This is a genomic window from Streptomyces sp. NPDC038213 (assembly GCF_055600495.1).
Map to the genome: position 1 here is coordinate 183,097 of NZ_JBVJYM010000002.1, position 13,396 is coordinate 196,492.

A 13,396-nucleotide genomic window follows, 5' to 3' on the forward strand; every position below is an offset into this window, starting at 1 on the left:
CGCCTGCCCGGTGTTTGCCCACCACCCCCGGGGTGGGCCGGGGTACGGGGATCAGCACTCGGCCGGGGTTTGGTAGGTGGCCGGTGCTGTGGTGAGGGGGCGGGCCACCCCGGGTCCCTTCCCGGCCCCGCTATCCAGCCCCGTCAGGGGTCCCTCGGACCCCGACCCCCCAGCCTCGCCAGGGGTCCCACCCGACCCCGACCCTCCAGCCTCGCCGGCGTTTGAGGCGCGGGGTCTGGGGCGGAGCCCCAGTTTCGGGAAGGGGCGGGTAGGGGAACCGGCTCCGCGCAGCGGCCCCCCGACCCCCGGCCCACCTCTCTAGCCCCCGGTCCGGGTCGGAGAGGTTCTCCGGTGTCTGCTCGCATGTCTGAGGGTGCGGCCGTCCCGCGGCACCCTGTCAAGGGCGCTGCGCGTCGCTGCGCGATGGCCCTGCGGGCCACCCTTGACAGGCCACCACGGGACGTCAAGTCCCAGACTTGCCAGCAGCCACAGGAGAAGAAGCAGCAGGGGGACCTGGGACACGGGCGGTCAGTGTCGGCCAGGCGCATCCCGTTCCGCTGGGCGGAAAGACCACAGGCCGCGGAGGATCGCTACACAGCCGCGGCCGTCTCAGCGGCCTCCGGGCCGGCTCCGGCTGGGCATGGGCCGCCTACGACCGCGACGCGCTCCGGCCGTCCGGCGGCCGCGGGCCGTCTCGTGTGCTGCGAGTCGCTGGAGGGGACTCGGGGCACAGGCCCGGAAGGCAACCGCCCCGCCGCGCTGCCTCCCGTGCTCTGCGATCCGTGGGGTGGGACTCAGGGGGTGGGCCGGGTGCCGCGGCGGGTTCAGACGATGCCGCGGGAGAGGTTCAGGGTGGTGAGGTCCTGGGGGCGGAGGCGGAGTTGGTCGGCGGTCAGGGGGGCCGCTTCCGGGGGGCGTTTGAGGATGGCTGCGGCCAGTTCCGGGGCGATGACCGAGAAGTAGGAGTCCGGGGTGGTCCACATGTTGTCCGGTGCGGCCAGGGCCAGGGCGCCGCCCGAGCCGCCCTCGCCGATCAGGAGGGTGGTCACGGGGACCCGTGCGGCGGCCACCGCCGCGAACGTGTCCGCGATGGCCGGGCCCGCGCCCGCCCGTTCCGCCTCGGCGTCGTTGGCGGCCCCCGGGGTGTCCACCAGGGTCAGTACCGGGAAGCCCAGCCGGTCCGCGAGGCGGATCAGCCGGGACGCGGTGCGGTAGCCGGCCGGGCGGGTGGCCGTACCGCACTGGGCGGCGTACGCGATGGTCCTGCCCTGGCGCAGGCCGAAGCCGCACAACATGCCCGGGTCCGTGCCGCCCGCCCGGTCCCCGGACAGCGGCATCCGCAGGTCGAAGTACGCGTCCAGGTAGGCCCGGGCGCGGGGGCGTTCGGGGGCGCGGGCCTGGCGTACGGCTTCCCAGCCGGTCTCCGGGAGGGCGGACGGGCCCAGTGCGGCCGGGGGGTCGGCTGGGTCCGGGGGGCCGGCGTGCGCGGGGCGGGGGGTCAGCAGGTGCAGCCAGGCGGCCAGGGCGGCGGGCATGTCCGCGGGGGGTACGACGGCGTCCACGTGCCCGGCGGCGTACTGGCCCTCGGCCGTGTAGGCCGACGGGTCCGCGTCGGCGGGCCGTACCCGCGAGCCGGCGAAGCCGACCTGGGCCCCGGGCAGCGCGAGGACCACGTCGGCGCCCGCGCCGAGGGTGGCCCAGCCGCCGCCGGTGGTGGGGTCGCGCAGGACCGCGATCTGCGGGAGGCCCGCCTCCCGGGTCAGCACGCACTGGCGGGCCACGCGCTGGAGCTGGGTGAGGGCGAGCATCCCCTCCTGCATCCGGGAGCCGCCGGTGGCGATGAGGGAGACGAGGGGGAGGCGGTGCGTGCGGGCGTGGGTGTACGCGGCTTCCAGGCGGTCTCCGGTGCGGTGGCCGAGGGAGCCGCCGAGGAAGCCGAACTCGAAGGAGATCAGGACCGCTTCGCGGCCTCCGATCCGGGCCGTCCCGCAGACCGCGGACTCCGGTTCGCCGGTGCGCTCGGCGGCGCGGGCGCGCGATGCGTCGTAGCCCGGCCAGCCCAGGGGGGCGTCGGGAAGCTCCGAGGGGGAGGAAGGGGAGGGGGTGAGGGAGGTGGGGAGGGGGGTGAAGGTGCCCGGGTCTGTTACGGCGGCCAGGGCTGCGCGGGCGGAGAGTCTGGTGGCGGGCTGCTCAGGCACCGGGGGCTCCCGGGGCGGTGAGGGCGCGCTTCAGGACCTTGCCGAGGTCGTTGCGGGGGAGGGAGTCCAGGTAGTGGACGGTGCGCGGGCGCTTGTGCGGGGAGAGGCGGGCGGCCACGTGGTCGGCCAGTTCGCCGGCGGGGGGCGGGGACTGCGGGTCCGCCGGGACGATCCAGGCGACCACCCGCTCGCCGAGGTCGGGGTCCGGGGCGCCGGTGACGGCGGCCTCGCGGACCCCCGGGTGGTCGAGCAGGGCGTTCTCGATCTCGCCCGCGCCGATCTTGAACCCGCCGCTCTTGATCAGGTCGGTGGCCTTGCGGCCGACGATGCGGATGTTGCCGTAGCGGTCGCGGGTGGCCATGTCGCCGGTACGGAACCAGCCGTCGGGGGTGTGGGCCTCCGCGGTGGCCGCGGGGCGGTTCAGGTACTCCGTGAAGAGGTTCGGGCCGCGCATCTGGATCTCGCCGATGGGTTCGGCGTCCGGTTCCGCGCCGGGGTGCGCGTTCTCGGGGAGCGGGGTGTCCGTCTCGTCCACCAGGCGCAGTTCCACGCCCCGGACCGGCAGGCCGACCGTGCCCGGGAGGGCGTCGGTGGTGCCCTCGCGGGCGGAGGCGCGCTGTGAGCAGATCATCAGGGTCTCGGTCATGCCGTAGCGCTCGATGACCCGGCGGCCGGTGGCGGCGGTGATCCGCTCGTGGTCGTGCAGCGGCAGTCCGGCCGAGCCGGAGACCAGCAGCCGGGCCCCGGCGAGGGCCTTGGCGAGGGCCGGGTCGCCGTCCAGGGCTCCGGCGAGGCGGTGGTACATCGTGGGGACGCCGAACAGCATCGTGCCGCCCTCGGCCAGGGCGCGGCCGACGCCCTCCGTGGAGAAGGCGCCCAGGTGGTGCACGGATCCGCCGCGGCGCAGCGGGCCGAGCACGCCGAGGACGAGGCCGTGTACGTGGAACAGCGGCAGGCCGTGCACGACGGTGTCGGCCTCGGTCCACTCCCAGGCCTCCTGGAGGGCGTCGAGGGTGGCGGCGAGGGCGCGGCGGGGGACCACGGCGCCCTTGGGCGGGCCGGTGGTGCCGGAGGTGTAGATGACGAAGGCGGGGGAGTCGGCTGCGGCTTCGGCGGCGGCGGCCGGGGCGGCGGGCTCCGCGGCTTCCGTGTCGATGTCCGTACGGGGCAGGTCCGCGAGGCGTCCGGGCAGGACGGCGTCCGGTGCGGCCAGGACGAGGGCGGGGGCGCTGTCGGCCAGGATGTGGGCCAGTTCGCCGTCGCCCGTCTTCGGGTTCAGCGGTACGACCGGCACCCCGGCCAGCAGGGCGGCGACGGCCCCGACCGCCGTCTCCAGCGTGGGCGTGGCCCACAGGGCCACCCGCTCCGCGCCCGCCAGCCGGGGGGCGAGGGCGCCTGCGGCCGCCGCGAGCCGGCGGTAGGTCAGGGTGCGGTCGCCGAACCTCAGCGCGGTGCGGTCCGAGGGGGCGGCGAGGGCGGGGAAGAGAGGAGTGGCCACGGATTCACCCTACGGGGACCAGGGCAGCGGGAGTGCGATCTTCACGGCATAGACGGCGACCAGGCCGTACCCGATCCGGAAGGTCCAGGCGCGGGCGGCGGCGGAGATCCGGGCCCCGGTGAACGAACCCGCGAGTACGAGCAGTTGCTGCCAGCAGAAGGAGGCGGCGAACACGGCCCCGGCGAACACCGCCCCGGCCGCGCCGCCGGACAGGGCGGCGCCTTGCGCGGTGGTCAGGGCGGCGAAGTACAGGGCGGTGGTGGGGTTCACCGCGGTCAGGGCGGCGAAGCGGGCGAAGGTCGCCCCGGGGGAGGGGAGGGGGGCGGGCAGGGGCGTGGGGAGGGCTGAGGGGGCTGAGGGGGAGGGCTTGGAAGCGGAGGGCTGGGGGGTGGTTTCGGCTCCGGTGGGTGGGGACGGGGGTTCCAGCGGGGCTCCGGCGGGGTGCGCGTGCGGCTCTAGCGGGGTGGCCGCGGCGGGGACGATGGCGTCGGGGGCGGCGCCCGGGAGGGCGGGCCGGAGGCCGTGGGCCGCGATGGCCAGGAGGATCAGGGCCGACAGGAGGCGGACCCAGGCCTCGACCCCGGTGAGGGCGGCGGAGACCAGCGGGCCGAGGGCCGTGGCGAGGACGGCGTACCCGAGGTCCACCACCGCCACGGCTGCGGCGGCGGCCATCGCGGTGCGGAGCGGGCCGCGCATGCTCTCCTGGATCAGCAGGACCCCCATGGCGCCCAGCGGCACGGCCACGCCCAGGCCGGCGGCGGCGCCCGCCACCGCGGTCGTCATCAGTTCGCTCATGCGGGCCAGTAGGCGGCCGGGGCAGGGGACTACGGGGTCGAATACCGGCCCGTACTGCGAGAATCGCGGTATGGACCGGATCGACAGGGAAATCCTCGGTGTACTTCAGCAGGATGCGCGGATCTCGTACCGCGATCTGGGGGTCCGCGTGGGGCTCAGCGCGAACGCCGCGGCCGACCGGGTGCGCAGGATGCGGCGGGACGGGGTGATCCGCGGGTTCACGACGCTGGTGGACCCGGCGGCGGAGGGCGGGGGCTGGCTCGTCGTGTTCATCGACGTGACGCTGCGGCTGGACGCGACGAACGAGGAGTTCGAGCGGGCGGTGGGGCGGCTGCCGGGGATCACGGAGGTGGTGCACGTGACGGGGGAGCACGACTACCTCGTACGGGCCAGGGCAGCCGATCCCGCTGCGCTGGACGGGCTGCTGCGGCGGCTGAAGCGGGAGGCCGGGGTCGCGCACTCCAACACCCGGATCGCCCTCAGGGCCGCGACCCGGCCCGCGCCGTAGCCCCGGCCGGGCGTCGGACCCGGTTCCCGCAGCGGGACGGGGTTACAGCGGTGACTCCCACGTCAGGGTCGTGCCGCGGGCGCCGGACCCGGTCCGGCCGTCGTCGGTGACGGTCAGCCGGACCCGGCCGGCGGCGGCCCCGCCACGGGAGCCCGCCGACTGCGCGGACTCCGCAGCCACCGCCACGTCGATCGCCGTGACGCCCGGCTGCCGGTGTGCCGCTGCCAGGGCGCCGCGCAGGGCCGCGAGGAGTTCCGCGGCCACCGGTTCCGTGACCAGCGCGTCCACCGGCCCCGAGAAGTGGACGGAGGGCTGGAAGCCCAGGACGGCCGCCGCTCCGCCCGTCTCCCGCAGCACCCGCCCCCGGAAGGTCGCCGGCGCGTCCGCGGGCGGCTGCTGGAGGGCGAAGATCGCCGTACGGACCTCCTGGATCGTGGAGTCCAGCTCGTCCACCGCCCGGCCCAGGTCCTCGTCCACCGTGTCGGCCACCGGCGCCGCGGCGCCCCGCCGCCGGGTCGCGTCGAGCATCATCTCCGTGGCGAACAGCCGCTGGACGACCAGGTCGTGGAGGTCCCGCGCGATGCGGTCCCGGTCCTCGTAGACCGCCAGCTGCTCGCGGTCGTGCTGCGCGTCGGCGAGGACGAGCGCCAGGGCCGCCTGGGAGGCGAACTGCGAGGCGAGCAGCCGGTCCACGGCGTCGTACGGGCGCCCGCCCCGGCGCCGCGGCAGGGCCAGGGTGCCGATGAGCTGACCCCCGCTCTGCAGCGGCAGCAGCATGCTCGGGCCGAAGCGCTCGCGCACGTGCGTGGTCATCCGGGGGTCGGTCGACGAGTCCTCGACGAAGACCGGCTCCCCGCCGAGCAGCTGCTCCAGCACCGGGCTGCCCGGGGCGATCGTGGTGCCGACCAGGTCGCCGGGGTCTTCGCGGGTGGAGGCCGCCACGATCTCCATCCCGCCCTCGGGCGTGGGCTGGAGGACCACCCCGGCGGCCGCGTCCGCCAGCAGCCTGGCCCGTTCGGCCACGCACATCAGGGCGTCCTGCGCGGGCCGCCCGGCGAGCAGGGTGGTGGTCACGGCGGCCGCGCCCTCGATCCAGCGCTCGCGGCGCCGGGCGGTCTCGTACAGCCGGGCGTTGCCGATCGCTATGCCGGCCTGCGAGGCCAGGACCCGCAGCATCGCCGCGTCGTGCTCCGTGAACCGCGCGCCGTCCTGCTTCTCGGTGAGGTACAGGTTCCCGAACACCTCGGTGTGGACGCGGATGGGGACGCCGAGGAAGGTGTGCATCGGCGGGTGCCCCGGGGGGAAGCCCACGGCGCGCGGATCCCGGGTGACGTCGTCGATCAGCAGCGGCCGCGGGTCGCCGACCAGGGCGCCGAGCACGCCGGAGCGGCCGTCGGGCAGCCGGTGGATCCGGGCGCGCTGCTCCTCGGTGAGGCCGGAGGTGATCAGTTCCGTCAGGCGGCTGCGGTTGCCGCTCGCGGTGTCCGGGCCGGTGGCGGGCGGTCCGGGGCCGTCGGCGGGTTCGATCACGCCCAGGGCCCCGTACCGGGCCCCGCACAGCTCCCGCGCCGAGTCGACGATGTGCTGGAGCGTGGCGCGCAGCTCGAGCTCCGTACCGACGCTGAGCACGGCGTCGAGCAGCAGCGGCAGGCCCTGTACGGCCGCTGCCGCTGCTGCCCGTCCGGCGGGGTCGGCCCGGCCGCCCGTACCCGGGTCCGGGGGGCCGTCCCGTCCGGGGGTGCCGTGCGCCGGGGTCATTCGGACAGCGGGTCCAGGACCATGGGGGCGATCTTCCCTTCGAGCATCGCGCCGAGACCGAGTACGGCGCACACGTCGGGCCGTTCCGCGATGGCGACCGGCATCCCGGTGGCGTCGCGCAGCATCTGGTCGAGCCCGGGCAGCAGGGCGCTGCCTCCCACCATCATGATCCCCTTGTCGGTCAGGTCGGCGACCAGGTCCGGCGGGCACTCGCGCAGCACCTTGCCGATGCCGTCGAGCACGGCGGTCAGCGGGGTGTGGATGGCGTTGCGGACGGCGGCCGTGTCCACCTGGACGGAGCGGGCCAGTCCGGTGGCCACGTCGCGGCCGTGGATCTCGGTGGAGGCGGGGCCGTGCGGGGTGAGGCCGTTGCCGTGCAGGGCCAGCTGCAGGGGGCGGACGGCCTGGCTCGGCAGCATCAGCTCGTGCTGGTGGCGCAGGTGCTGGACGATCGCGTGGTCGATGGCGTCGCCGCCGACCGCGACCCGCTCGGCCGTCACGATCGAGCCGAGGGAGAGCACCGCGATCTGGGTGGCCGCCGCCCCGCACACCATGATCATCGTCGCGGTCGGCTGCTCCACGGGCAGTCCGCAGCCGACGGCCGCCGCGATCAGGGTGTCGACGAGCTCCACCCGCCGGGCGCCGAGCCCGACCAGGGTCTCCACGGCGGCACGCTGGGCGAGCGGGTCGGCGTCGTGCGGGGTGCAGGCGGCGGCGCGCAGCCGGGGCTTGCGGCGCAGGGCCCGCCGGAGCTTCTCGCCGAGCAGGTGGCGCAGCATCCGCTGGGCCATCTCGATGTCGACGACCGTCCCGCCGGAGACCGGGCGGACCACCCGGATGTACTCGGGGGTGCGGCCGGTCATGCGCTCGGCGAAGGAGCCGACGGCGATGAGGGCGCCGGTGCGGGTGTTGACCGCGGCGACACTGGGCTCGTCCACGACCAGTCCGGCGCCCTTGACGTAGACGCGGGTTCTCGCCGCCCCCAGGTCGACGGCGACGTGGCAGCGGCGCAACTGCTCAAGGCTGACGGTCACGGCGGTTCCTCCCGAGGCGCTGGCGCTTGCTTGGTGAAGCTTGGTGCGGGGCGACCGGCGATCACCGGTCACATTTCGCATCTTTTCGGGCAAATCGGACATGGTGCGCGCTGGGGTGGTCCGGTTGGGGGCACCGGACGGTGTGTCGGGTGGGGTGGGAGGTGCTGCACGGGGGTGGTCTTCTGGCGTGTCAGGTCCCACCATGCGGCTACTACTCGCGCGTAACCAGGTAAAGGGGAAGCCGTGCTGACGGTCCGCCAGAGAATAAGCGCCCTGTTCGTGCTCCTCGCGGCGCTCCTCGCGCCGATGCCCGCCCAGGCCGCCGAACGGGTGGCCGGCACCGTCGCTGACCAGGCATCATCCGGCAATCCGGTGGTGTTCGTACACGGTTACAACGCCGACCCGGGGGTCTGGGGCGGGCTCCGCGCCGACCTCCGCGCCGCCGGGTACCCGGACTCGCGGCTCTTCTCGTGGGGTTACGACACCCACCAGTCCGTCAACGAGGTGCTGGCCGGGCGCTTCGCCGCGTACGTCGACCAGGTCCGCCGCGAGACCGGCGCCGACCGGGTCGACGTGGTCTCGCACTCCTTCGGCTCCCTGGTCAGCCGCTGGTACGTCAAGCACGGCGGCGGCACCGCGACCGTCGAGCGCTGGATCTCCCTGGCCGGGCCGAACCACGGCACGTACATCAGCTGGGGCTGCGTGATCTGGGACCAGGCCTGCCGGGACATGAGCCCGGGCTCGTACGTGCAGCGGAAGCTGGCGGAGGGGGACGAGACCCCCGGCGCGGTCAGGTACGCGACCTTCTGGTCCGACTGCGACGAGGTGATCAACCCGGACAGCAGCGTCCCCCTGTCGGGGGCGGCCAACACCTACGCCGGCTGCCTCAAGCACAACGACTTCCTCGGGGACGACGGGGTCTCGGCCGGGGTGCGGGCCTTCCTCGCCTCCTGAGGAGCCGGGACCGGGCGGGCCGGGCGGGCCGGCGCCGGACGCCGTCACCCCGTCCGGCCCCCGTCCGGGAAGGTCAGCCGCTGGAGCAGGCCCCAGGTGAACTCGGCCACGACCGGCCGGCCGCCGTCGGGGTCGGCGAAGGCCAGCTGCCAGCGGGTGGGGGCCGTGCCCTCCCTCGGGCGGACCGGGGCGAAGGCCCGCGCGACCTCGTCCACCGTGCAGCTCCACGGCTCCAGGTCGGCCACCGAGGCGGGCTGCGGGCCGGCGGCGCCCGGGGCGCGGACCAGCCACTCGTTCCAGACCGACCCGCCGGGGCCCGCCGTCACCTCGAACCGCAGGTCGGGCCAGGGGGCCACGGGCCAGAGCAGCACCTCGCAGGCGAGGTCCCCGAGGGTCCGCCGGGCCGTGGACTCGGGCGGGCCGAGTACGGAGCGGTAGCGGGCCAGGGCCCCGCGGGAGCGGGGCGAGCGCACCATCGCCTGCCAGCGCTTGTTCGCCTCCCGCTGGTCGGCGGTGGAGGCCCCGAGCCGGATCCGGGCCTGCTCGGCCAGGTCCGGCTGGAAGTCGGCCATCCGGCGCAGCAGGACGAGCGCGAAGGCCCGCGGGCCGAAGGAGCCGGAAGGGCCGGAAGGGCCGGAGGATCCGGAGGGAGGGGGCCCGGGGCGTCCGGCGGGCCCGCCGGGGCCGGTGTCTGGGGGGTTCATGGGCCCAGCCTGCCCGCTGTGGGCCCGGGGAAGTCCACACAGGATCCTTACAGGCCCGGGACACCGTTGTGGCCTGCGGGCGCATAGCCTGCGGGCGCCATGGACTACTGCCACGCATGCCGGCGGCACCTCAACGGCGCACTGGCCTGCGCCGGCTGCGGTACCCCGGTCGACCAGCTCAGCGCCGCCCCCGCATACTCCGCCGCCGCGCCGCCCGCCCCCGCGTTCACCGCTCCGGCGGGCTCCGCCGCCCCGGACCCCGCGGAACTGGATCCCGTACTGCTCTCCGCGGCCCCGGGCGGGGGCCGCCGGGCCGCCGCCGGGCGCCGCCGGGTCGCGGCCCACCGCAGGCGCCGCCGTACGGCCCTCACGGCCGGACTCGGCCTGCTCCTCGCGGCCGGGGGCACGCTCGCCCTGGCCCGGCTGACGGCCGAGGGGCCCTCCGTCGACCGGGCCGCGACGGTCGTGCGCCAGGAGCAGGGCCTCGGCTCGGAGCAGCCGGTGGCCCCGCAGACCCCCGCGGGCCACACCTCGGCCCCGGCGGGTCCCGGCACGGCCGAGCCCGCCCACAGCCCCGACGGGGCCGGTACGTCCGCACCCGGCCCGACCGGCGGGGCGGAGCCCGGGCCGGAGGCCCCCGAGGGGGCGGCGCTGCCCGGCGGGGCGGAGCCGTCCGGCGGGGCGGAGGGCTCGGATCCGGAGGACGGGGAGTCCGCGGAGCCGGGCGGCTCCGGCGGCCCGGAGGGGCCCGGCCCCGGAGCCCGGCCGCCGCAGGTCAGCGCGGCCCCGCCCGCCGGTCCCTCCCCGAAGGCCCCGAAACCCCCGAAGGCCACGGACGATCCGCAGGACCCGCGGCCCGGGACCCCGCCCGGACAGGCCACCCGCACCCCCGAGCCGGACCCGGAGCCCGCACCCGAGCCGGACTGCGAGTGGTTCCTCTGGTGGTGCGTCTGACCCGCCGCGCGGTCCGGTCTGGGGTCAGCCCGCGTCCAGCATCCGGCGCAGGAGGTCGCGCAGGACCGTGCGCTCGGCCGTGCTGAGCCCGGCCAGCGGTTCGCGGGCGAAGTCCAGGGACTCCCGCAGCTGCTCCGCCGTGCGCAGTCCGTCGCCCGTGGCGGCGGCCAGTTTCACGCGGCGGTCGACGGGGTCGGGGCGGCGCTCCACGAGGCCGCGGCCCTCCAGCCGGTCCACGATCCCGGTGATGTTCGACGGCTCGCACTTCAGGGTCTGGGCGATCCGCCGCATCGGCGTCGGCTCGGCCGCCAGCAGCCCCAGGACGCGCGCCTGGGCGCCGGTCAGCTGGTGGCTCGCGGCCGCCTGCTCGTACTCCTCGTGGTAGCGCGCCACCACGGATCCGATGAGCTCGACGACCTCGGCGGTCAGGGGGTCGGTGCGTCTGGTCATGGATCCAGGGTACCCATTTACTTGACAACATGAAATATCAAGGCGCATGGTTGTTTCACTTGCTGAAGTAAAACATCCGAGGAACCCCCGGGAGCAGCCATGTCCACCCCGTCCACCACCGCCGAGATCCCCGCCGTCAGCCGCGAGTGGCACCTCGTCGCCCGCCCGCAGGGCTGGCCGACCGCCGGTGACTTCGCCCTGCGCGAGGTGCCCGTGGAAGCCCCCGCCCCGGGCCGGATCCTGGTGCGCAACCTCCACATGTCCGTGGACCCGTACATGCGCGGAAGGATGAACGACACGAAGTCGTACGTGCCCCCCTTCCGCCTCGACGCCCCGATGGACGGCGGCGCGGTCGGCGAGGTCGTGGCCTCCGCCGCCGAGGGCTTCGAGGTCGGCGACCAGGTGCTGCACGGCCTCGGCTGGCGCGAGTACGCCGACGTGGACGCCGCGCACGCCACGAAGGTGGACGGTTCGCTGGCCCCGCTCTCCGCGTACCTGGGCGTGCTCGGCATGCCGGGCCTGACCGCGTACGCCGGGCTCTTCGAGACCGCCTCCTTCAAGGAGGGCGACGCGGTCTTCGTCTCCGGCGCCGCGGGTGCGGTCGGCAGCCTCGTCGGCCAGTTCGCGAAGATCAAGGGTGCCTCCCGGGTCGTGGGCTCCGCGGGCTCGGAGGACAAGGTCAAGACGCTGACCGGCAAGTACGGCTTCGACGCGGCCTTCAACTACAAGGACGGCCCGGTGGCCGAGCAGCTGCGCGAGGCCGCCCCCGACGGTGTCGACGTGTACTTCGACAACGTGGGCGGCGAGCACCTGGAGGCGGCCATCGGCGCGCTCAGGGTGGGCGGCCGCGCGACCCTGTGCGGCGCCATCGCGCAGTACAACGACACCGCTCCGGCGGCCGGCCCGAAGAACCTGGTCCAGGTCATCGGCAAGCGCCTGCGCCTCCAGGGCATCCTCGTGAACGACCACGCGGGGCTCCAGCAGCAGTTCGTCCAGGACGTCGCCGGATGGCTGCGCTCCGGTGAGCTGACGTACGACGAGACGGTCGTCGAGGGCATCGAGAACGGCGTCGACGCCTTCCTCGGAATGCTCCGCGGGGAGAACACCGGAAAGATGGTCGTCTCCTTCACCCGTTAGGCTCCTCCCAGACCGTCGCGATCGTGGGCGCGAGTCGCGGCGACAACCAGGAGGATCCGTTACATGTCCATCCAGCAGTCCGAGGTGCTCTACACCGCTGTCGCCACCGCCGAGAACGGCCGCGACGGCCGCGTCGCCAGCGACGACGGCCAGCTCGACGTGGTCGTGAACCCGCCGAAGGCCATGGGCGGCAGCGGCGCCGGCACCAACCCCGAGCAGCTGTTCGCCGCCGGTTACAGCGCCTGCTTCCAGGGCGCCCTCGGCGTCGTCGCCCGCAACGAGAGCGCCGACATCACCGGCGCGACCGTCACCGCCGAGGTGGGCATCGGCAAGAACGACGACGGCTTCGGCATCATCGTCAAGATCGTCGCGTCCATCCCGACCGTGGACCAGGAGCGCGCGAAGGACCTGGTCGAGAAGGCCCACCAGGTGTGCCCGTACTCCAAGGCCACCCGCGGCAACATCACCGTCGAGCTCTCGGTCGCCTGATAGGCGCCCGGCTCCCGCGCGGGCCGCACCCCCGATCCCGGGGGTGCGGCCCGCGGCTTTTCCGCCCCCCTCTAAGCTGGCCCGATGCGTGATCTTCTGGGGGGTTTCCGGTACCTGGCGGCCGGACAGCGCTGGGTGCTCGGCCACGGCCGCTGGCTCGGCTTCGGACTGCTGCCGGGCCTGGTGTCGCTCGTGCTGTACGCCGGTGCGCTCGTCGGGCTCGGATACGGGGCCGACGACCTGGTGGCCTGGTCCACCCCCTTCGCCGACGGCTGGTCCGCGTTCTGGCAGGACCTCTTCCGGGGCTTCCTGACCGTCCTGTTCTTCGGCCTCGGCCTCTTCCTCGCGGTGATCACCTTCACCGCGGTGACCCTCCTGATCGGCCAGCCCTTCTACGAGTCGCTGTCCGAGGAGGTCGACCGCTCCGAGGGCGGCGAGGCCCCGGAGTCGGGCCTGCCGCTCTGGCGCGAGCTGCTGGTCTCGGCGGGCGACAGCCTGCGGATCCTCGTGCGGGTCCTGTGCTACGGGATCGTGCTCTTCGCCCTCGGGTTCATCCCCGTGCTCGGGCAGACCGTGGTCCCGGCCCTCGGCTTCGCCGTCTCCGGCTTCTTCCTCACCCACGAGCTGGCCTCGGTGGCCCTCCAGCGCCGCAAGGTCGACCTCTCCGGGCGGCTGCGGATGCTGCGCGGGCGCCGGATGCTGGCCCTCGGCTTCGGCATCCCGCTCGTCCTCGCCTTCCTCGTCCCGCTCGTGGCCGTGTTCCTGATGCCGGGGGCCGTCGCGGGCGCCACCCTGATGGCGCGCGAGCTCACCGGCGAGGCGGCGCAGGGCGGCGGGGCCGACGGGTCCGACGACTCCGACGATGCGGGAGACTCCGGCCGCTCCGGCCGCCCGTAGCACCGCGGTCCCGTACGCCC

Annotated in this window: 13 protein-coding genes; 6 read left to right on the plus strand and 7 right to left on the minus strand. The window is 75.2% G+C overall.

The window, feature by feature from the left end:
- Positions 1–824: 824 nt before the first annotated feature.
- Genes ACZ7JZ_RS03525 through ACZ7JZ_RS03535 form a run of 3 tightly spaced genes read right to left on the minus strand, consistent with a single transcriptional unit; the run spans position 825 to position 4,491 of the window.
- Positions 825–2,198 (minus strand): carboxyl transferase domain-containing protein, encoded by a 1,374-nt coding sequence (locus ACZ7JZ_RS03525; RefSeq protein ID WP_470932731.1) that lies wholly within the window; start codon positions 2,196–2,198, stop codon positions 825–827.
- Positions 2,191–3,696 (minus strand): acyl-CoA synthetase, encoded by a 1,506-nt coding sequence (locus tag ACZ7JZ_RS03530; protein ID WP_470932733.1) that lies wholly within the window; start codon positions 3,694–3,696, stop codon positions 2,191–2,193. Before ACZ7JZ_RS03530 ends, ACZ7JZ_RS03525 begins: the two co-directional genes overlap by 8 nt.
- Positions 3,697–3,705: 9 nt before the next feature.
- Positions 3,706–4,491, minus strand: coding sequence for a hypothetical protein (locus tag ACZ7JZ_RS03535; protein ID WP_470932735.1), 786 nt, complete (start codon positions 4,489–4,491; stop codon positions 3,706–3,708).
- Between the two features lie 70 nt (positions 4,492–4,561).
- Between ACZ7JZ_RS03535 and ACZ7JZ_RS03540 the strand changes: the two genes are divergently transcribed.
- The gene (locus ACZ7JZ_RS03540) at positions 4,562–4,999 is read left to right on the plus strand and encodes an Lrp/AsnC family transcriptional regulator (protein WP_470932736.1); all 438 of its coding nucleotides are present in this window, start codon (positions 4,562–4,564) and stop codon (positions 4,997–4,999) included.
- 42 nt (positions 5,000–5,041) lie between these two features.
- Here ACZ7JZ_RS03540 and ACZ7JZ_RS03545 read toward each other — a convergent pair whose 3' ends face one another.
- Together ACZ7JZ_RS03545 and mreB are read right to left on the minus strand one after the other, a co-directional pair.
- Complete coding sequence (locus tag ACZ7JZ_RS03545) at positions 5,042–6,757, minus strand: sensor histidine kinase (RefSeq protein WP_470932738.1); 1,716 nt, start codon at positions 6,755–6,757, stop codon at positions 5,042–5,044.
- Positions 6,754–7,791: a rod shape-determining protein MreB gene (gene mreB / locus ACZ7JZ_RS03550; RefSeq protein ID WP_470932740.1), complete on the minus strand. Its 1,038-nt coding sequence runs from the start codon at positions 7,789–7,791 to the stop codon at positions 6,754–6,756. The genes ACZ7JZ_RS03545 and mreB overlap by 4 nt, the downstream gene beginning before the upstream one ends.
- Positions 7,792–8,034: 243 nt before the next feature.
- Between mreB and ACZ7JZ_RS03555 the strand changes: the two genes are divergently transcribed.
- Complete coding sequence (locus ACZ7JZ_RS03555) at positions 8,035–8,745, plus strand: esterase/lipase family protein (RefSeq protein WP_470932742.1); 711 nt, start codon at positions 8,035–8,037, stop codon at positions 8,743–8,745.
- A gap of 44 nt (positions 8,746–8,789) precedes the next feature.
- Here ACZ7JZ_RS03555 and ACZ7JZ_RS03560 read toward each other — a convergent pair whose 3' ends face one another.
- Entirely contained in the window at positions 8,790–9,317 is a 528-nt protein-coding gene (locus ACZ7JZ_RS03560) for a hypothetical protein (RefSeq protein WP_470933378.1), read from the minus strand.
- A 231-nt stretch (positions 9,318–9,548) separates the two neighbouring features.
- Between ACZ7JZ_RS03560 and ACZ7JZ_RS03565 the strand changes: the two genes are divergently transcribed.
- On the plus strand, positions 9,549–10,403 hold the full coding sequence (locus tag ACZ7JZ_RS03565; protein WP_470932744.1) for an SCO2400 family protein: 855 nt from the start codon (positions 9,549–9,551) through the stop codon (positions 10,401–10,403).
- A gap of 24 nt (positions 10,404–10,427) precedes the next feature.
- Here ACZ7JZ_RS03565 and ACZ7JZ_RS03570 read toward each other — a convergent pair whose 3' ends face one another.
- Positions 10,428–10,853: a MarR family winged helix-turn-helix transcriptional regulator gene (locus ACZ7JZ_RS03570; protein WP_470932746.1), complete on the minus strand. Its 426-nt coding sequence runs from the start codon at positions 10,851–10,853 to the stop codon at positions 10,428–10,430.
- A gap of 99 nt (positions 10,854–10,952) precedes the next feature.
- On the opposite strand from ACZ7JZ_RS03570, the gene ACZ7JZ_RS03575 reads away from it, so the two are divergent.
- From ACZ7JZ_RS03575 to ACZ7JZ_RS03585, 3 genes are all read left to right on the plus strand, one after another.
- Positions 10,953–11,990 (plus strand): NADP-dependent oxidoreductase, encoded by a 1,038-nt coding sequence (locus ACZ7JZ_RS03575; RefSeq protein WP_470932748.1) that lies wholly within the window; start codon positions 10,953–10,955, stop codon positions 11,988–11,990.
- Positions 11,991–12,053: 63 nt separating this feature from the next.
- Positions 12,054–12,479 (plus strand): organic hydroperoxide resistance protein, encoded by a 426-nt coding sequence (locus ACZ7JZ_RS03580; RefSeq protein WP_470932750.1) that lies wholly within the window; start codon positions 12,054–12,056, stop codon positions 12,477–12,479.
- Positions 12,480–12,563: 84 nt separating this feature from the next.
- Positions 12,564–13,376 carry an EI24 domain-containing protein gene (locus ACZ7JZ_RS03585; protein WP_470932752.1) on the plus strand — a complete coding sequence of 271 codons (813 nt, stop codon included), beginning with the start codon at positions 12,564–12,566 and terminating at the stop codon, positions 13,374–13,376.
- The last annotated feature ends 20 nt before the right edge of the window (positions 13,377–13,396 follow it).

Coding starts and splice junctions, on each gene's coding strand:
- ACZ7JZ_RS03575 (WP_470932748.1), top strand. CDS start 10,953: ATGTCCACCCCGTCCACCACCGCCGAGATCCCCGCCGTCAGCCGCGAG.
- ACZ7JZ_RS03535 (WP_470932735.1), bottom strand. CDS start 4,491: ATGAGCGAACTGATGACGACCGCGGTGGCGGGCGCCGCCGCCGGCCTG.
- ACZ7JZ_RS03570 (WP_470932746.1), bottom strand. CDS start 10,853: ATGACCAGACGCACCGACCCCCTGACCGCCGAGGTCGTCGAGCTCATC.
- ACZ7JZ_RS03540 (WP_470932736.1), top strand. CDS start 4,562: ATGGACCGGATCGACAGGGAAATCCTCGGTGTACTTCAGCAGGATGCG.
- ACZ7JZ_RS03580 (WP_470932750.1), top strand. CDS start 12,054: ATGTCCATCCAGCAGTCCGAGGTGCTCTACACCGCTGTCGCCACCGCC.
- ACZ7JZ_RS03545 (WP_470932738.1), bottom strand. CDS start 6,757: ATGACCCCGGCGCACGGCACCCCCGGACGGGACGGCCCCCCGGACCCG.
- ACZ7JZ_RS03565 (WP_470932744.1), top strand. CDS start 9,549: ATGGACTACTGCCACGCATGCCGGCGGCACCTCAACGGCGCACTGGCC.
- ACZ7JZ_RS03560 (WP_470933378.1), bottom strand. CDS start 9,317: ATGGCCGACTTCCAGCCGGACCTGGCCGAGCAGGCCCGGATCCGGCTC.
- ACZ7JZ_RS03585 (WP_470932752.1), top strand. CDS start 12,564: ATGCGTGATCTTCTGGGGGGTTTCCGGTACCTGGCGGCCGGACAGCGC.